General features: G+C 65.7%; 15 protein-coding genes and 1 pseudogene. 11 read left to right on the top strand and 5 right to left on the bottom strand.

Going from position 1 to position 15753, the window contains the following annotated elements:
• Window positions 1-66 precede the first annotated feature (66 nt).
• Window positions 67-723, top strand: coding sequence for a thermonuclease family protein (locus B7Y64_RS10065; RefSeq protein ID WP_366444426.1), 657 nt, complete (start codon window positions 67-69; stop codon window positions 721-723).
• Between the two features lie 63 nt (window positions 724-786).
• On the opposite strand, the gene B7Y64_RS10060 is transcribed toward B7Y64_RS10065, so the two are convergent.
• A complete protein-coding gene (locus tag B7Y64_RS10060) occupies window positions 787-1722 on the bottom strand; it encodes a DHHA1 domain-containing protein (RefSeq protein ID WP_081739460.1) in 936 nt (311 codons plus the stop codon).
• A gap of 234 nt (window positions 1723-1956) precedes the next feature.
• Between B7Y64_RS10060 and B7Y64_RS10055 the strand changes: the two genes are divergently transcribed.
• Complete coding sequence (locus B7Y64_RS10055; RefSeq protein WP_024815765.1) at window positions 1957-2424, top strand: TerB family tellurite resistance protein; 468 nt, start codon at window positions 1957-1959, stop codon at window positions 2422-2424.
• A gap of 21 nt (window positions 2425-2445) precedes the next feature.
• On the opposite strand, the gene B7Y64_RS10050 is transcribed toward B7Y64_RS10055, so the two are convergent.
• On the bottom strand, window positions 2446-2781 hold the full coding sequence (locus B7Y64_RS10050) for an ankyrin repeat domain-containing protein (protein WP_024815766.1): 336 nt from the start codon (window positions 2779-2781) through the stop codon (window positions 2446-2448).
• 110 nt (window positions 2782-2891) lie between these two features.
• Between B7Y64_RS10050 and B7Y64_RS10045 the strand changes: the two genes are divergently transcribed.
• The gene (locus B7Y64_RS10045; RefSeq protein ID WP_291328779.1) at window positions 2892-3686 is read left to right on the top strand and encodes a pseudouridine synthase; all 795 of its coding nucleotides are present in this window, start codon (window positions 2892-2894) and stop codon (window positions 3684-3686) included.
• Window positions 3687-3806: 120 nt separating this feature from the next.
• Window positions 3807-4346 (top strand): DUF924 family protein, encoded by a 540-nt coding sequence (locus B7Y64_RS10040; RefSeq protein WP_114656353.1) that lies wholly within the window; start codon window positions 3807-3809, stop codon window positions 4344-4346.
• Window positions 4347-4364: 18 nt separating this feature from the next.
• Here the strand turns inward: B7Y64_RS10040 and B7Y64_RS10035 are convergent, their stop codons facing one another.
• Entirely contained in the window at window positions 4365-5300 is a 936-nt protein-coding gene (locus tag B7Y64_RS10035; RefSeq protein ID WP_291324221.1) for a succinylglutamate desuccinylase/aspartoacylase family protein, read from the bottom strand.
• Window positions 5301-5475: 175 nt separating this feature from the next.
• On the opposite strand from B7Y64_RS10035, the gene B7Y64_RS10030 reads away from it, so the two are divergent.
• The 4 genes and pseudogenes from B7Y64_RS10030 to B7Y64_RS10015 all read left to right on the top strand — a co-directional run bounded on the left by B7Y64_RS10030 (window position 5476) and on the right by B7Y64_RS10015 (window position 10961).
• Entirely contained in the window at window positions 5476-7113 is a 1638-nt protein-coding gene (locus tag B7Y64_RS10030; RefSeq protein ID WP_291324220.1) for a hypothetical protein, read from the top strand.
• A 71-nt stretch (window positions 7114-7184) separates the two neighbouring features.
• Entirely contained in the window at window positions 7185-7328 is a 144-nt protein-coding gene (locus B7Y64_RS10025) for a hypothetical protein (protein ID WP_291324219.1), read from the top strand.
• A 165-nt stretch (window positions 7329-7493) separates the two neighbouring features.
• Window positions 7494-10430 (top strand): annotated as a pseudogene (locus tag B7Y64_RS10020) (MASE3 domain-containing protein).
• Window positions 10431-10961 (top strand): HD-GYP domain-containing protein, encoded by a 531-nt coding sequence (locus B7Y64_RS10015; RefSeq protein ID WP_291324233.1) that lies wholly within the window; start codon window positions 10431-10433, stop codon window positions 10959-10961.
• A 44-nt stretch (window positions 10962-11005) separates the two neighbouring features.
• Here B7Y64_RS10015 and ylqF read toward each other — a convergent pair whose 3' ends face one another.
• On the bottom strand, window positions 11006-11956 hold the full coding sequence (ylqF, locus tag B7Y64_RS10010; protein WP_291324217.1) for a ribosome biogenesis GTPase YlqF: 951 nt from the start codon (window positions 11954-11956) through the stop codon (window positions 11006-11008).
• A gap of 251 nt (window positions 11957-12207) precedes the next feature.
• On the opposite strand from ylqF, the gene B7Y64_RS10005 reads away from it, so the two are divergent.
• The 3 genes from B7Y64_RS10005 (at window position 12208) to B7Y64_RS09995 (ending at window position 13884) form a co-directional block, all read left to right on the top strand.
• Window positions 12208-12462 (top strand): hypothetical protein, encoded by a 255-nt coding sequence (locus tag B7Y64_RS10005; RefSeq protein ID WP_024815773.1) that lies wholly within the window; start codon window positions 12208-12210, stop codon window positions 12460-12462.
• A gap of 59 nt (window positions 12463-12521) precedes the next feature.
• A complete protein-coding gene (locus B7Y64_RS10000) occupies window positions 12522-12704 on the top strand; it encodes an oxidoreductase-like domain-containing protein (RefSeq protein WP_291324216.1) in 183 nt (60 codons plus the stop codon).
• A 586-nt stretch (window positions 12705-13290) separates the two neighbouring features.
• Window positions 13291-13884, top strand: coding sequence for a PEP-CTERM sorting domain-containing protein (locus tag B7Y64_RS09995; RefSeq protein ID WP_291324215.1), 594 nt, complete (start codon window positions 13291-13293; stop codon window positions 13882-13884).
• A 327-nt stretch (window positions 13885-14211) separates the two neighbouring features.
• On the opposite strand, the gene gshA is transcribed toward B7Y64_RS09995, so the two are convergent.
• A complete protein-coding gene (gshA, locus tag B7Y64_RS09990) occupies window positions 14212-15735 on the bottom strand; it encodes a glutamate--cysteine ligase (protein ID WP_291328776.1) in 1524 nt (507 codons plus the stop codon).
• Between the last annotated feature and the right edge of the window lie 18 nt (window positions 15736-15753).

Here is a 15753-nt window from a genome sequence, read left to right as displayed (position 1 = left end):
ACCACGGGCATAACCCGCCAAACCCGCGCCCGCACTGGGCTGGAACGCGTTGCCCATTGATTGAGCATGGTTTGGGCATGGTTTGGGCATGCGGCACCCGGCGGCGGGGTTGCGGAAACAGCGGCTGCCGATGCCGATGCAGACACCACCGCCACCGCCGGGCTTATAGTCGCCCCTTCGTTGCGCGGCCAACTTGCCGCAGTGCTGCCGCGCAACCCGTGCGGCAAGCCGCCCGCCACGCGCCATGCGCGCCCTGAAACGGCTCCCATTTATTTATCCGCTTCACCCTTGCCTGTCTCTGCCCTGCTTTGCCTGGTCGTCGCCATCAGCGACGGCGACACCCTCACCGCCCGTTGCGGCACGCCCGGCGCTTACCAGCAAGTCACCGTGCGCATCGCCGCCATTGATGCCCCCGAGCGCAAACAGGCGTTTGGCCAGCGGGCACGGCAACACCTGGCGCAGCTGTGTTTTAGGCAACGCGCCACGCTGCGCCCCCTCGCGCGCGATACCTATGGCCGCACTGTGGCCAACGTGCGCTGCGGCCGCACCGATGTGGCAGCGGCGCAGGTGGGCGCGGGCATGGCGTGGGTGTACACGCCCTATGCCAGCGCGCATCCGCACCTGGCGCGATTGCAGCAGCAGGCCCGTGCCAGCCGAAAGGGGCTGTGGGCACAGCCCCGCCCGCTGGCGCCGTGGAGCTATCGGCAGCGGCACCAGCGCTGACCCAGACTGGGGGGCGACTGGGGCGAATGAGGCAACTGGGGCAGCTCCGCGCCCCGCCGTCCTTCAGGCAGTGGCTGCAGGCTGGGCGTTGAAAACGCCGCTCAGCAATTCGACAAGCCGCTCGGGCCCCATCTTAAAACCGCAGGCCTGCGCATGGCCGCCACCGCCCATGCTTTCGGCCAGCGCAATGCAGTCGAAATTGCGCTGCGCGCGCAGGCCCACCTTCACGCCCTTGGTGCCCGCGCTCCACATCAGCGCAAAGGTGCCGGTTTTGGCGGACAACAGGTCGCCCACCAGGCTGTGGAACATGCCGGGGGCGTTGACCATCAGGCCCTCGATGCCGTTGAACACCAGGGGCTGTGCGCCCTCGGCAATGTCGGCCGCGAGCTTGCGGTATTTTTCATCCATGGCCGCGCCGCGCGCCATGAACTGCGTGAGCTGCTCGGGCGTGAAGGCGGCAATCTCGTGCCAACGCGCAAATGTCTGGGGCTCCATGTCCAGGGCCGACAGAAAGCCCGCGCTCTCGGGGAACTCCCATTTCCAGATGTCGCGGTCTTCGATGTATTGGAGCAGTGGCGGAACGGGCTGCGTGGGGTGAAAGAACTCCCATGCCAGCCGGGCGCCAGACTTGTTCATGTCAAAGTGCACCACACCGCAGCGGCAGGCAAAACCGGTCAGTTTTTCGGCGGCGCTTTTATGGTGGTCCAGCATCACGAGCTTGGTGGCGCGCTCTTCGATGGCGTGCAGGACCTCGGCCGAGAACGAAAAATCGAGGATGTAGACCGCGCGGCCCGCCACGGGCGGCAGATCGTCCAGCGTGCTGACATCGCCGTGATCCAGCCCCAGGTATTCGGCGCCCTCGCCGTAATAAAGCCACGCGGCCAGCGCGGCGCCAAAGCCGTCGGGGCAGTTGCGCCCGTGGTACAAAACCAGCGGCGCGGGGTCGTTCTTGTCGGGCGCAACCAGCAGTTGCAGGGGGAGTATGGTTTTCTTCATCATGGGCGCCGATTGTCGCCGGGCCGCCCAGCGGTGGGCGAAGGCACGGTGGCACATGCCCTGCGGCAAACTGACCAGGCCTCAACAGCCCTTGCCAGCCCTTGCCAGCCCTTGCCATTGCTTGCCGGTCCTTGCCAGCCCCGTTCGCACACCGTGCGCCATGGGAACCAATGCCGCGCTGCGCCCCTCCACCGTTGTCCTTTTCTCACGCCGCCCTGCGCCAGACCCCAAAGCCCCATGCTAAAGACACTCAAAGATCTGTTTGACAGTTTTGCCCAGCCTGCCCCCAGCCAATCGCCCGCACAGCGCGAGCACGCCGTGCAACTGGCCGCCGCCGTGCTGCTGGTCGAGGTGGTGCGGTCTGAATCATCGATGGACACGGCCGAGCGCACCACCATGGTGGCTGCGCTGCGCGGCAAGTTTGCGCTGAGTGATGACGAGCTGGAGCGCCTGCTGGAGCTGGCCGTGACCACCTCGCGCACGGCCTACGACTACCAGCGCTTTACCAGCAGCCTCAACGATCACTTCACGCAGGACCAGAAAATCCACCTGGTCGAGGCCATGTGGCAGGTGGCCTATGCCGATGCCCATGTTGATGCCAACGAGAACCACACCATCAGCAAGGTGGCGGGCTTGCTGCATGTGACCCATGGCGAATACATCGCGGCCAAATTACGGGCCAAGGAAGCTGCGCAGTTGGGCTGAACGCCCCCCGCGGCCGTCCAATCAGACCGGTAGCCAGCGCCACCAGAAGGGCTTGCGCTCCTCCTGCGCGCCCCGGGCCTGCAGCAGGGCCACCAGCTCGGTGCGCTGGTGGCGGCGCGCTGCTTCCAGTGGGGTCATGTCGTCAAAGTCCGAGCGCAACTGAGGGTCGGCACCATGCTCCAGCAGATAGCGCGCGATGTCGCTGTGGCCATGGATGAGGCTGGCAACCAGCGGTGTGCACAAAATCTCGGGGTGCTGGTAGTTGGGGTTGACGCCCGCGTTGATGTGGTAGCGCACCAGCGCCAAATCGCCCTCCACTGCGGCGGCGTACATGTCCTTCCAGTCTCCACCTGACATAACGTGAATCCTCTGCACAAACGGTAGTCGATGCAGTGTAGGCAGGCGGGCGTGCTGCACAATGCGCGCCTTCCCTACGTGTCCGCTGTTTGCCACCCGCCACCCCCGCCATGCCCCCCTTGCACATCCTCTGGCGCGACGAGCACCTCGTGGCGGTTTACAAGCCCGCCGGCTGGCTGGTGCACCGCACGGGGCTGGATGCGGGCGAAACGCGTTTTGTGATGCAAACCCTGCGCGACCAGCTGGGCCAGCATGTGTACCCCGTGCACCGGCTCGACAAAGGCACCTGCGGCGTGCTGGTGATGGCGCTGCACAGCGCGGCTGCACGTGCGTTGTCGCACGCGTTTGAGCACGGGGCGACGCACAAACGCTACCTGGCCGTGGTGCGCGGCTGGGCGCCCGAAGCGGTGGAAGTGGACCACGCCCTCAAGCCCGACGATGCACCGGCGGATGCCGCCGTGCAGGATGCCCACACGCGCTTTCGTCGCATGGCACAGCTCACGCTGCCCGAGGCCAGCGACGCGCGCTTTGCCACCACGCGCGCCTCGCTGGTCGAGGCCGTGCCCACCACGGGGCGGCGCCACCAGATCCGCCGCCACCTCAAGCACCTGGCGCACCCCATCATTGGTGATGCCACCCATGGCAAGGGCCCCATCAACCGCTGGTGGGCAGATCAACTGGGCCAGCAAAGGCTGTGGCTGCACGCCTGGCAGCTGACCATCCCGCACCCCGAGACGGGCGCTGCACTGGTATTTGACAGCGGCTTGCAGTTGCCTGCGTGGAGCCCACCCCGTGCCGCAGAAGTGCAGGCCGTGCTGCCAGACAACGGTGCTGCAGTCCCCACGGCAGACTGGCAACGGCTGCTGACACGGCTGCCCTGGCACGCCTCGCCGGGTGCACGCTAGCCAGGCACGGCCAGTGGCCGAAGGCCTGTGCGGGGCACCGAACCGGCAACTATGTTTTTCATAGCACGCCGCGCTTTATCATCAAGCGCTAGAGCCATTTTTGACACATAAACCATTGCCATGCAAGCCGAAGACATCCTTCATTTCTGGTTCGAAGAACTCTCGCCCGCGCAGCACTTTGCCCAGGAAGACGCGATCGACGCCATGATCCGCGTGCGTTTTGGGCCCATCTGGCAGGCGGCGCAGCATTGCGAGCTGTGGGAGTGGCGCGCCACGCCGCAGGGGCGGCTGGCCGAGATCGTGGTGCTCGACCAGTTCTCGCGCCACATCCATCGCGGCACGCCGCTGGCGTTTGCACAGGATGCCCAGGCCCTGGTGCTGGCCCAGGAGCTGGTGGCCGGTGGCCACGATGCCACCCTGCCCCCGGCGCAGCGGGCCTTTGCCTACCTGCCCTACATGCACAGCGAATCGCCCGCCATCCACGCCCAGGCCATGGTGCTGTTTGACCAGCCGGGGCTGGAGAACAACCTGCGCTTCGAGGTGCTGCACCGCGACGTCATTGCGCGGTTTGGCCGCTATCCGCACCGCAATGCCGCACTGGGGCGCGTGTCCACGCCGGGCGAGCTGGCGTTCATGGCCCAGCCGGGTTCGTCTTTCTGAGGCCCCAGCCACTGGCCCTCACAGGGGCCGCGTCAGGTAGACCGCCTCGCGGCCCACGATGGGCTCACGCGTGGGCATCATGACGGTGCAGCCATCGCACAGCGCGCGAATCTCGTGGGGCCCGTCGGTGGCAATGAGCGCATCTTTGGCAAACACCTCAAAGCCCACCAGCGGGCGCACAAAGCAAAAATCGGGCGTGCGCACCATGCAGGTCTGCAGCAGCTCATAGCGACGCTGCGGGCCAGGCGCCAGCCTGCCGGGGGCCGCTTCGATCAGCCCGAAATGGGCCAGAAAATCCAGCGCCACCGCCGTCGCCATGTCGGCCGCCGATTGCAGAAAATGCTGCCCGCACTCCACCACCAGCGCCGCGCCGGGCCCATCGGCCTGGCCATGGCGGCCGTGCTGGATGAGGGGCGTGCCCGAGCCAAGGCCTTGCGGCATCACCAGGTGCACAGGCGGCCTGCCAATGGCCTGGGCTACCGCCGCATTGCGCGCATAGGCCGGATACGCCCAGAAGGGCTCGACATCCTGGCTGGTCGAGTGGATGTCCAGAATGTGATCGGCAGCGGCCACCACGGGACGCAGGGCGCGGGCACGGGCCAGCTCGGGGCTGTCGGCGGCGCCGTCCAGCTCTGCGGCCGACCACACGCGGTTGAGGTTGTGCACCAGCTGGCGGCTGTCAAAAGGGCGCGCGGGGTTGAACGACTCGTAGGCGGCCACGTTGGCAAAGCTGATGGTCAGCGTGCCGCACCGGGGCCGCACGCCGGTGTCGAGCAAGTGCGTGGCGGCCACCATGCCGCACAGCTCGTTGCCGTGGGTGAGCGCATTGATCAGCACATGCGGCCCGGGCTGGCCCGAATCGAAACGGTGCACATAGTCGATGCCCACATTGCCCTGGCGGTAGGCTGAAAGGTCACGGGGCAGCACTTCGAAGGCGGGAGGATTTTGGGTCATTGGGTAGGGCGGGCATGCAAGGAGAACCCGCCATCGTATGCGCAACGCGGCGGCTCCGACCCCCCTCGGGTGTACGATGCCCGCCGCCGCCCTGGCCCACCTTGCGGCCCGACTTACGGCCCACCTCCCGGCCCACGCCCCGTGGCGCCAGCGGCCGCGCGCTCTGCCACTTTCCATGCCCACCTTCCGCGTTGCCACCCTGTCCGAAGTTGCCTCCAGCCTGCCCAGCGGCCATGTGCTGGCCCGGCGCATGCAGGAGCTGGCCGGCACGCAACGCAGTGAGTGGGTGGCCTGCTTTTCGGGCAACCTGCGCCTGCCCGCGCTGGACCTTGCAGCGCCCCTGGCCGCTGGCAGCCCGCTGCTCGCCCTGGTGCCGGCCGGGCAGGCACTGCCCCCGTCGCCGTGCCGGGTGTTCATCGACGGCGACCTGCACATCGACGGCGCCCTGACGGGCGGCGCACCGCAAGGCGCCACGCACCTCATTGTTGCCGGCAACCTGCAGGCGCACGACGCCACGGTGGATGGGCTGCTGGACATCGGCGGTGCGCTGGCCGTCACCGATCTGCTGTGGGGCCATGGCGCCCAAGGCGCGCTGTGCGTGCACGGCGGGCTGAGCGCGCGGGTGGCGCTGTTCACCCATGGGTTCCAATTGCAACTGCAGGGGCCCGAGCACATTGCCTGGCTGCTGGATGAAGTGCGTGGCGTGCCCCACCTGGCCGAGTTCTCCCGCGAGGCGGCAACGGCCCTCTTCCTGCCGCCCTGCCTTGCCGCCAGCGATGCCCCCCTGAGCGCGGGCGAAGACGGCATCACGCCCTTGCTGAACCGGGACGCCATCGTCACGGCCCTGCGCCACGGCCAGTGCGTGGTGCCAACCGACGAAGCCATTGGTGCCGCGTGGCCCCTGGCCACCGCACTGTTTGCCGATGAAACCATCAGCGTTGCCAACGTGCTGGCCGCCGTGCACTGCGCCGCAGTGGCGCGCAAACAGCACCAGGCGTCAGGCTGGTTTGGCCAGACCGACTTTTCGCTGTGCCAGCGGCATGTGGACGAAGACGGCGACCCGCGCGACGCCAGCGTGTTCATGACCATCTGGAAAACCTGGGATTTTTACGTGGCAGTGGAGCGCGTGCCTGTGCACCGGGGCGCACTGGCCCGGCTGGGTGCCGCTTTGCGGCGCCATCCTGCGCCCTTTACCGAGCAGTTGCTGCTGGCGTATCGCAGCTACAGACATGGCGCTCCCCTGCAGTGGCAGCCCCTGGACGAATTCGCCCACCCCGAGGCCTGGCGCGCCTGCAGCCACGCCTGGCGCGGTGTGCTCGACTACCTGCGCAAGGCCGAGGGCCAGGCCCGCGCAGGCTATCCGCTGTGGCGGCGCCTGCAGGCCGAGCTGACGCCCGCGCGCATCGAGGCCTTCACCAGCCTGCCCCGGTTTACCGAGCGCTGCAGCGACTGGTGGAACAGCGACCGCAACGGCTGGTGGGAGGACGACATCTGGGTGGGCGCACGCCAGCCCTGCATGCACGAGGGCCAGCCCTGGGGGCGGGCCTTCAAACTGAGCTGGAAAAACGGCGCGCCCGCACCCGGCGATGGTGCAGACAACGCCCACAGCGCCTACCAGTGCGACATGGACGAAGCGCGTGAAGGCCCCGCCTTGCTGCAATGGAGCCTTGCCCAGCGGCAAAGCGATGAGCGCACGCCCCTGCCGCGCTGCGCCGCCGACCATATTGCGCGCCTGCTGCGCCTGTACGGCCTGGTCGAATCCCGCCTGCAGGCGGCAGGCACTGCAGCAACTGCGGCAAAACCCCCAGGATAGGTCGGACAGCCCGTTTTGTGACGTACCATTCCACCGAGTGGTCCCATCCCGAGACCCATCCAGGAGGATCTATGGCCAAAGGACAAATGCACAACAACAAGATGGCGAAAAAGCCGAAGAAAGACACATCGCCCCCCAAAGAGGGCTCCGGCTCTGACCGCCCCATGCCGCCCATGACGTCGGTGATTCCACGCGGCAAGGACAAGAACAAATAGGTGGCGCCTGAGTTTGCTATTTATTAAATAGCTACTGACGCATAAAGCAAGGGCGCTCGCGCTGGTTTTCATCAGCACCGAGCGCCCTTTTTGCAGGTAAAACGCGTCGCCACCCAAAGCCCGTGGCCGACTGCACAACGCCCTGATCCAAGGGGCACACCACCTATGCCGCCAGCCAGTTCGCCAGCCACAGCACCCACGGTGCACGCCCCCGCCCCGCCCCTGTGGCGGCTGGTGCTGAAAAGCCTTCCGCCGCCCGTGCTCGTGTCTGTCATTTGCTGGGTGGGCGCAGGGGTGAACTACCTGCTTTTTCACACGCTGGCCGAGCTTTTTTCCATCGTGATCGCCATGGTGGCCTTGGTGGTGGCCACCACCTCGCAGCGCTTCACGCGCAACCATTTCGTGGTGTACATCGCCGTGGCCATTGGCTGGTGTGGGGCGCTCGACTTGTTGCACCTGGTCGTGTTCGACGGTATGCAGCTGCTGCCCGGCAACAGTGCCGACCCGGCCATCCAGCTGTGGGTAGCCGCCCGCTTCATCCAGGCGGTGGCGCTGGTATCTGCACCCCTGCTGCTGTACCGCCGCGTGCGTCCATTGCAGATGCAGGCGGGCTTTGGCATGGCCGCGGTGCTGAGCGCAGCGCTGATTGCCAACGATTTCTTTCCCTCCGCCTATGTGGACGGCCAGGGGCTGACACCGTTCAAGATCTACGCTGAATACGTGATCATTGGTCTGCTGACCGGTGCGCTGGCACTGTTGTGGCGCCAGCGCGCCCTCATGTCCACGCGCCTGCTGGCCAACCTGTTGGCGGCCGTGGTGTTCATGATCTTGTCGGAACTGGCCTTTACCCGCTATGTCAGCGTGTATGCAACAGCCAACCTGGTTGGGCATCTGCTCAAGATTTTTGCGTATTGGTACGTTTACCTGGCACTGGTGCACAGCACCCTGCGTGAGCCCTTCAGCATGCTGGCGCGTGCTGCCAGCACCTACGACGCGGTGCCCGACCCCACGCTCATCGTCACGGCCGACGGCAAGATCCACCAGGCCAACGCGGCTGCGGCTCTTTTTGCGGGCCAGGCTGCCGCGCAGCTGGTGGGCCAGTCGAGCCATGCGCTGTTCCATGACGCCGAGGTCAGCGCCGCTGCCTGCCCGGTATGCCAGGGCATGCAGACCGCCAAGGCGGCTTTCCAGGTGGAAATCGAACGCAACCACGGCCGCAATGCCATTGAATGCAGCGTGGCCCCGTTTCACGACCACCATGCCCAAAACGCCTACGTGCAGGTGGTGCGCGACATCACCGACCGGCGGCGCCTGGCGGCCGAGCGCGAGGCCTTGGTGCTGGCGCTGGGCGAGCGCATCAAAGAGCTGCGCTGCATGCACGCCATCGCCCAGCTGGTCGAAACGCCCGGCCTGACGCTGGCGCAGTTGCTGCAAGGCGTGATCGACCGGCTGAACGCGGGGTTTGTGCTGCCCGACCAGGTGCAAGTGGCCATCACCGGCGACTGGGGGCATTTTGGCGACCAGATCCCCAGTCCCCGCCCCACGCCGTGGCTGGAGCGCGCCATCAGCGTGCACCACACGCCCCGCGCGCAGCTGCACGCTTGGTACCCGCCCGAGGCCAGCGCAGCCGGCGCATCCTTCCTGCCCGAAGACGAGGCCCTGCTCGACAACGTGGTGCAACAGATCGGCAGCACCATCGAGCACCTGCAGGCAGCCGAGAAGGTACAGCGCCTGTCCAACCTGTACGAAATGCTCAGCGCCACCAACCACGCCGTGGCGCACAGCAACAACCAGGACACCTTGCTGGCCAACCTTTACGAAGCGCTGCTCACCCACGGCAAGTTCCCGATGATGTTCATCGCGCTCACGGAAACGGGTGGTTTCCCGCTGCACCTTCACCGCTCACATGGCATCCCGGCAGAAAATCTGCTGCTGCTGACCCAGGCGCTGCAATCGCCTCAAAGCCCGTGGTACCAGCTGATGGGCGGCCTGGCAAAGGGCGAGATCCACCTGCATTCCATCCCGGCAACCTACGCAGACGACACCGACCCCTGGCTGACTTTTCTGCACGCACAAGGCATTCAGGAGCGCGCCGTGATGCCACTGGCCTGCGAAGGACGGTTGCTGGGGGTCTTTGGCCTGTATGCACGCGGGCTCACTGTTTTCGATGCCGACGAAATACGCCTGCTCACCGAAATGGCGGCCGAGCTTTCTTTCGCCTTCGGCCGCTTGGCCAGCGAAAACCGCCTGCAACAGGCCGAACAAAAGGCGCAACTCTCGGAGTACCGGTTCAGCGAAGTGTTCGACGCCTCGCCGTTGCCCATGCAGATTTTCTCGCTGGGCACGCGCAGGCTGCTCGCCTGCAACCCGGCCCTGCAGCAGTGGCTGGGCTACACGTCCCAAGAGATCTCCACCCTGTCGATATGGGCCGAGCGCGTGTGTGCCGACCACGCACAGTGCCGGCAGGTGCTGGAGCTGTGGCAACACGCCTCACCGCAAAACCCGAAAGGCGAGAGCTTGCTTTTGCCTGAAATGCACCTGCGCTGCAAGGACGGCAGCGAACGCATGGCGCGAGGCACGATGACTATGGTGGGCGACGAGGCCATCATCGTCTGGACCGACCTGACAGAAATCCGCCAAAGCGAACAGGTGCTGCAGGAGAGCGAGCAACGCTTTCGCAACATGATCGAGCAGACCATCAGCGGCATCTATGTGCGCCGCGACGGCCGCTTTATCTACGTGAACCCGCGTTACTGCGAAATTGTGGGCTGGTCTGCCGCTGACCTGCTGGGGCAGGACGTGCTGCAGTTCACCACCACCGCCCCCGACAACCTGGCGAGCATCCACTAGGCCTGGGAGCAGCTGGCGGCCGGTGCACGCAACGTGAAGTACACCCTGCCCATGCGCCGCAAGGATGGCCAGCTGATCGAGCTGGGCCTGAACGCCTCCATCATCACCTGGGACGATGGCCAGCCCGCCACCATCGTGATGGCCCAGAACATCACCGAACGCAAGCGCGCCGAGGAACAGATCGCCAGCTATGTGCAGCAGCTCGAAGGCGCCATGCAGGGCACGCTGCAGGCCATCTCCAACATGGTCTAGCTGCGCGACCCCTACACCGCCGGCCACGAACGCCGCGTGGGCCTGATTGCGGGCGCCATTGCCCGCGAGATGGGCTGGGACGCAGAGCGCTGCAAAAACCTGGAGCTGGTGGGCCTGGTGCACGACATCGGCAAGATCGCCGTGCCTGCCGAGATCCTGTCCAAACCCGGGCGCCTGAGCCCGCTGGAGATGGAGCTGGTGCGATGCCACGCACAGGCGGGTTACGACATTTTGAAGGACGTGACCTTTGCCACCCCGATCGCCGAAATCATCCGCCAGCACCACGAGCGCATGGACGGCAGCGGCTACCCACGCGGCCTGCGGGGTGACGAGATCCTGCCCGAAGCGCGGGTGCTGGCCGTGGCCGACGTGATCGAATCCATGGCGGCGCACCGCCCCTACCGCGCGGCGCTGGGCCTGGATGTGGCGATGGCCGAAATCTACAAGAACCGGGGCCAGCTCTACGACCCCGAAGTGGCCGACGCCATGGGCCGGCTGGTGCGGCAAAAGAACTACCAGCTGCCCGATTGACTGCCCGGTGGTGCCGCGCGTCGGGTCCGCGTAGGGCTTTGGACTCAGGGCTCGCGGGTGCCGCTGCCCTTCTTCTTGCGGTTTTCACGGGCCTGCTTCTTGGCCTCGCGCTCGGCGTCCGCCAGCGCACCGGCGGCCCGCCAGACCTCGAACTCGGCAGGCGTTTCCAGCGTGATGCGGCCCAAAATGGCGGTGCGGAAATCGGTCATCACGATCTCGGCCGTCTTTTGCAGGTTCACGCGCCCGCCGCCCAGCATGGCGCCGCGCTTTTTGCCAATGGCGGCCAGCAGGTCTTCGTCGTGCATGCTGGCCACGGTGCCGGCCGGCAGGCCCAGCTTGTAGCGTGCCTCCAGCAGGGGCGCATAGTGCGTTTGCAGGCGGCGCAGCAGCTCCAGCGCTACCAGTTCTTCGTCGTATGCATTGCGGCCAATGGCGCCGCTGGCGGCCAGGTTGTAGCCGCTTTCCACCACCACGATGCGCGGCCACAGCATGCCGGGCGTGTCCCACAGGTAAAAATCGTCGGCCAGCGTGATGCGCTGCTCCAGCTTGGTGATACCCGCCTCGTCGCCCGTCTTGGCCTGGCGCTTGTTGGTGAGGGTGTTGATGAGCGTGGACTTGCCCACGTTGGGCACGCCGCAGATCAGCACGCGCATGGGCTTGACCATGCCACCCCGGTTGGGCGCCAGCAGGTGGCAGGCGTCAATCAGTTTGCGGGCGGGCGCGGGGTCTGAGGCATCCAGCCCCACGGCGCGCGTGGCGCTCTGGGCGTTGTACCAGTCCACCCACAGCGCCGTGCGCTCGGGGTCGGCCACGTCCTGCTTGTTGAGCACCTTGAGGGTTGGCTTGTGGCCCGTGAGCTCGGCCAGCAGCGGATTGGCGCTGGAGCCGGGCAGGCGCGCGTCCAGCACCTCGATCACCACGTCAATGTCCTTGATGCGTTCGGTGATGGCTTTCTTGGTCAGGTGCATGTGACCGGGGAACCACTGGATGGCCATGCGAGGGGGTACTTTCTTGATTGTTCTGTTCGGGCTGAGGGTGGCCAGGAGGCTGTCGGACTTGGAGCGTCGATAGCGAAAAACGGCCCCAGCGAGGACAGTTTTTGCCGGGTTTGCAGCGCCATAGCCCGGCTATGAGGCAAAAAGACGGGAATAAATGGACCGCTGCGGCCGCTTTGCAGCCGATTATTTCCAAGTTCGAGAGCCTCCTAGGATAATCGCGTCCCGTTCCCCACCGTTTCACCCCTGCCATGCCCTCACCCGCCAACCGCCCCGCAAGCCCTGCCAACAAGGCCGACAAAGAGCTTTTGTTCAAGGGCGTCACCTGCGCGCTGATTGGACTGGTGGTGCTGATCGCCCCCTATGTGGCCCGCTCGCCCAGCGTGCAGGACATCATGGCGCAGTCGGCGCTGGTGGGCTGGTTTGCGCTGGTGCTGGGGGGCGGCTTCATGGTGCGCTACGCCATGCGCCGGGCGGCGGCAACCAAGGCCCGCAACCAGTCGTGACGCCAGAACCACGGGTGCAGGTGCCCGCCCGCGCCACCGACGCCCCCTCGGCCCGCGCCATGTTCGAGGCGCTGCAGCAGCAAGCCCAGGCGCACGGCGTGCTGCTGCGGGCGCCCCCGCCCGAGCCCACCACCTGCTGCGGGCGCGGCTGCAACGGCTGCGTGTGGGAGGGGTATCTCGATGCGGCCGAATATTGGCGCCAGGAAGCTCTGCTGCAGATCGACCCTGCCAATTTTGAGTGAAATATGCCTGCAGCGCTTTCTGCATAAGCGCTAGCAGCTATCATTTTTGAATTCTTGGTGATACGAGCGGATGCCGATGGAAATGACCGGTTGGTTGATGGCTCGCAGCCAGACCTCTGCGTGAATGTGACCGCTTCAATGGCAGTCGCAAAAACCAACCGGGCTGTATTGGGTCGGCTGCTGTCGGCCACAAACCGTCAACGGCGACTGGCCGCGTCCTGACTTGATGCGTTCACCGCAGCCAACATTTGGCGTGCTGTGACCGAGAAGATATTCGCGCGCCCGGGAGTGCCCAGGCCGCTGGTATGCGCTCACGACCATGGGCAACGGCACTCAACCGGTAGCCACCAACCACAGACACCCCAGTCAGAGCCTCGACCAACAGGGCTGACCATCCCATCGCGACCCCAGCGCCCCGAAAGCGCGTTGAAAAGACTTGCTCTCGAATGTCGGATTTCTTTACACATCAAGTTGCCACGGCAGGTCTTTCTCAATTGCGACAACAGGTTACAGCGGTGGCATCAAATGTGCTTCAGCGACAGGACAGGGCAGTAATCCCACTGCTTCCAACGACGAGAGAAAAGACATGAAGCAATTTTTCGAGTTCAAACGCCTGGCTCTGGCAGCCAGCCTTGCGTTCGCTGCATGCGCCTCGCACGCTGCCACTGTCAGCGTGTTCAACTTTGGCGGCTTCGCGCAGAGCGGATCGGTGACATCGACTTACTCTTCAACCATGGTCGGTTTTCAAATTGACTTTGTGGCCGACAGCGGCGCACCCCCTTCGGCCATCTGGGAATTGCCGCCGATTGGAGCCCTCGGAACACCGGTGGCTACGTTTACCAATTCGCCTCATCCCGAAGGCGCATTTACTGCGACATGGAACTTTGCCGGCAGCAACGCTTTCAACTATTCGGGCATGGACTACGGTGGCTGGAACGGAACTTTCGTTGATGAGTCGCTCATTCCAGACTTCCGGGGTGACGAGTTGGCAACGATCTTTTTTGCCGATGGCAAGAGCGTGAGCGGTTTGTTTGCCTCTGGTGCCTCAGGCGCGGCGGGAACGATCGTTTTCGATGACGCAAACTTGACTGGCGGGTCCGTGCCAGAACCAGCGTCGCTGCTGCTGGTCGGTCTTGCCCTGGCGGGGGTCGGTTTCTCCAGGGCCCGGGCAGCCAAGTAATCGCATTGAGCGCCAAAGCTGTCGTGCCGCCGGGCTGGATTGTGAAAGTGCAGCCCGACACATCCGCTTGACGCGTTCGTCTGAAGGCGTTTGCGGTCAGGCGGCGAGATGCTGCTCCGCGCCCCGTTCTTCGCGCCGCTAGAAAGGGCATTCGCAACGGGTCGCAGCCACACCGACAGAACTCGCGGGCACATGGGCCCATTGCTGCGCTTTCGATCATCACAATGGATGCTCACCAGTGCGCCAGCTCCGCGCAGCCCCCGTCAAACGCCATCCACCCTGAGTCGGCCCTGCCCTGAATCCTCCGCAGGGCTCGCAGGGCTCAGTTCAGCCCAGTCCCTGCGCAGCCATGTAATGCTGGCGCCATTCCTCAAAGGGCAGCGTGTCGGCAGCCTCGATGGCCTTTTGCGCGGCCACGGATTCATCGGCCAGTGCGGCAAACCGCGCCTGCTGGGTGTCGCTCCAGGGCAGGGCCAGCAGCGCATCGCGCGCCAGGGCCGACTGGCGGGTAGTGAAGCCGGTGAAGCTGTTGCTGTGCTCGCGCGCCATGTGCTCCAGCACGCGGGCCGAGGGCGTCTGCAGCGGGTTGGCCAGCGTGGTGCGGGCGCCGGCCAGCGCGGCGCTGTAGTCGGTGCTGTGGTGCGTGGCGTCCAGCGCGGCGGCCAGCGGCGCGCATTCTTGCAGCACCTGCGCGGCCCAGTCCACCAGAGGCACATTCTGGCCATTGCGCACCAGACACAGGCCTGGTTCGCGGCCACGCGCGGCCGTGAGATGCTGGTTGTGCTTGAGTTCGGTGATCTCTTGCGGCGTGTCGGGCGGGCTGTCGGTCAGCAGGCAGTGCAGCAGGAACACATCGAGCAGCCGCATGGTCTCGGCCGTGATGCCCACGGGCACGAACGGGTCCAGGTCCATCAGTCGCACCTCGACATATTCGACCCCGCGCTCGCGCAGTGCGTGCAGCGGACGCTCGCCGGGCTGGATCACGCGCTTGGGGCGGATGGTGCCGTAAAACTCGTTTTCGATCTGCAGCAGGCTGGTGCCCAGCTGGTTGTAGTCGCCACCCGGGTTGCGGATGCCCACGGCCTCATAGGCGGGATAGGGCTGCGTGAGCGCCTCGTGCAACGAGTCGGCATAGCCATCGAGGCCGTTGTAGCTGACGGCCAGCGTGGCCTGCGCATCGCTTTGGTAGCCCAGGCGGCCCATGCGCAGCGAAGTGGCGTGCGGCAGGTAAAGCGCCTGGTCGCTCAGCCGCTGCAGGGCGTGCGGGCGCCCCTGCGCAAAGCAAGGGCACAACGCGGGCGAGGCGCCAAACAGGTACAGCAGCACGAAGGCATGGCGGCGAAAGTTGCGGATGAGGGCGAAATACTGTTCGCTCGTCACCCCCGGCATCGACCAGTTGTAGTGGATGCCGCAAATGGTCTGCATGCGCCGGCCGTAGCGGTGGCCCAGGCCCATGCGGTACACGCTTTTGGCGCGGCCGACGTTGGAGCTGCCGTAGCGCGCCAGTGGAATGGTTTCGTCGGTGGGCAGGCGGCACGGCATGCTCGACACCCACAGCATCTCGTCGCCCTGCTCGTGCAGCGTGCGCAACGCAAACTGGTGGATCTCGGTGAGCTCATCCAGGCACTGCTGCACGCCCCGGTGCGCACCGGTGACGAGCTCGATCTGCGACTCGCTGTAGTCGGTGGTGATGTGCGGGTGAGTGAGCGCCGAGCCCAGCGCCGCCGGGTGCGGCGTGAGGGCCAGATCGCCCGTGGGCAGCACGCGCAGGCCCTCTTTTTCGATGCCACGGCGGATGCCAGCCAGGGCATCGGGGGGGCAGGCGGTTATTTTTTGCTGCAAGGTGCTCATATCTTTGTTACCGATCTT

The sequence above is a fragment of the Acidovorax sp. 35-64-16 genome, assembly GCF_002281195.1.
Lineage (GTDB): Bacteria > Pseudomonadota > Gammaproteobacteria > Burkholderiales > Burkholderiaceae_C > Acidovorax > Acidovorax defluvii.
Note: the sequence above shows the minus strand (reverse complement) of the source record. Positions and strands in the feature narration are given on the sequence as shown.

Excerpts from the sequence above, each read along its gene's own strand:
- ylqF (WP_291324217.1), bottom strand. The coding sequence starts at position 11,956 with ATGGCCATCCAGTGGTTCCCCGGTCACATGCACCTGACCAAGAAAGCC.
- B7Y64_RS10040 (WP_114656353.1), top strand. The coding sequence starts at position 3,807 with ATGCAAGCCGAAGACATCCTTCATTTCTGGTTCGAAGAACTCTCGCCC.
- B7Y64_RS10030 (WP_291324220.1), top strand. The coding sequence starts at position 5,476 with ATGCCCACCTTCCGCGTTGCCACCCTGTCCGAAGTTGCCTCCAGCCTG.
- B7Y64_RS10050 (WP_024815766.1), bottom strand. The coding sequence starts at position 2,781 with ATGTCAGGTGGAGACTGGAAGGACATGTACGCCGCCGCAGTGGAGGGC.
- B7Y64_RS10025 (WP_291324219.1), top strand. The coding sequence starts at position 7,185 with ATGGCCAAAGGACAAATGCACAACAACAAGATGGCGAAAAAGCCGAAG.
- B7Y64_RS10035 (WP_291324221.1), bottom strand. The coding sequence starts at position 5,300 with ATGACCCAAAATCCTCCCGCCTTCGAAGTGCTGCCCCGTGACCTTTCA.
- B7Y64_RS10065 (WP_366444426.1), top strand. The coding sequence starts at position 67 with ATGGTTTGGGCATGGTTTGGGCATGCGGCACCCGGCGGCGGGGTTGCG.
- gshA (WP_291328776.1), bottom strand. The coding sequence starts at position 15,735 with ATGAGCACCTTGCAGCAAAAAATAACCGCCTGCCCCCCCGATGCCCTG.
- B7Y64_RS09995 (WP_291324215.1), top strand. The coding sequence starts at position 13,291 with ATGAAGCAATTTTTCGAGTTCAAACGCCTGGCTCTGGCAGCCAGCCTT.
- B7Y64_RS10005 (WP_024815773.1), top strand. The coding sequence starts at position 12,208 with ATGCCCTCACCCGCCAACCGCCCCGCAAGCCCTGCCAACAAGGCCGAC.
- B7Y64_RS10060 (WP_081739460.1), bottom strand. The coding sequence starts at position 1,722 with ATGATGAAGAAAACCATACTCCCCCTGCAACTGCTGGTTGCGCCCGAC.
- B7Y64_RS10000 (WP_291324216.1), top strand. The coding sequence starts at position 12,522 with ATGTTCGAGGCGCTGCAGCAGCAAGCCCAGGCGCACGGCGTGCTGCTG.
- B7Y64_RS10055 (WP_024815765.1), top strand. The coding sequence starts at position 1,957 with ATGCTAAAGACACTCAAAGATCTGTTTGACAGTTTTGCCCAGCCTGCC.
- B7Y64_RS10045 (WP_291328779.1), top strand. The coding sequence starts at position 2,892 with ATGCCCCCCTTGCACATCCTCTGGCGCGACGAGCACCTCGTGGCGGTT.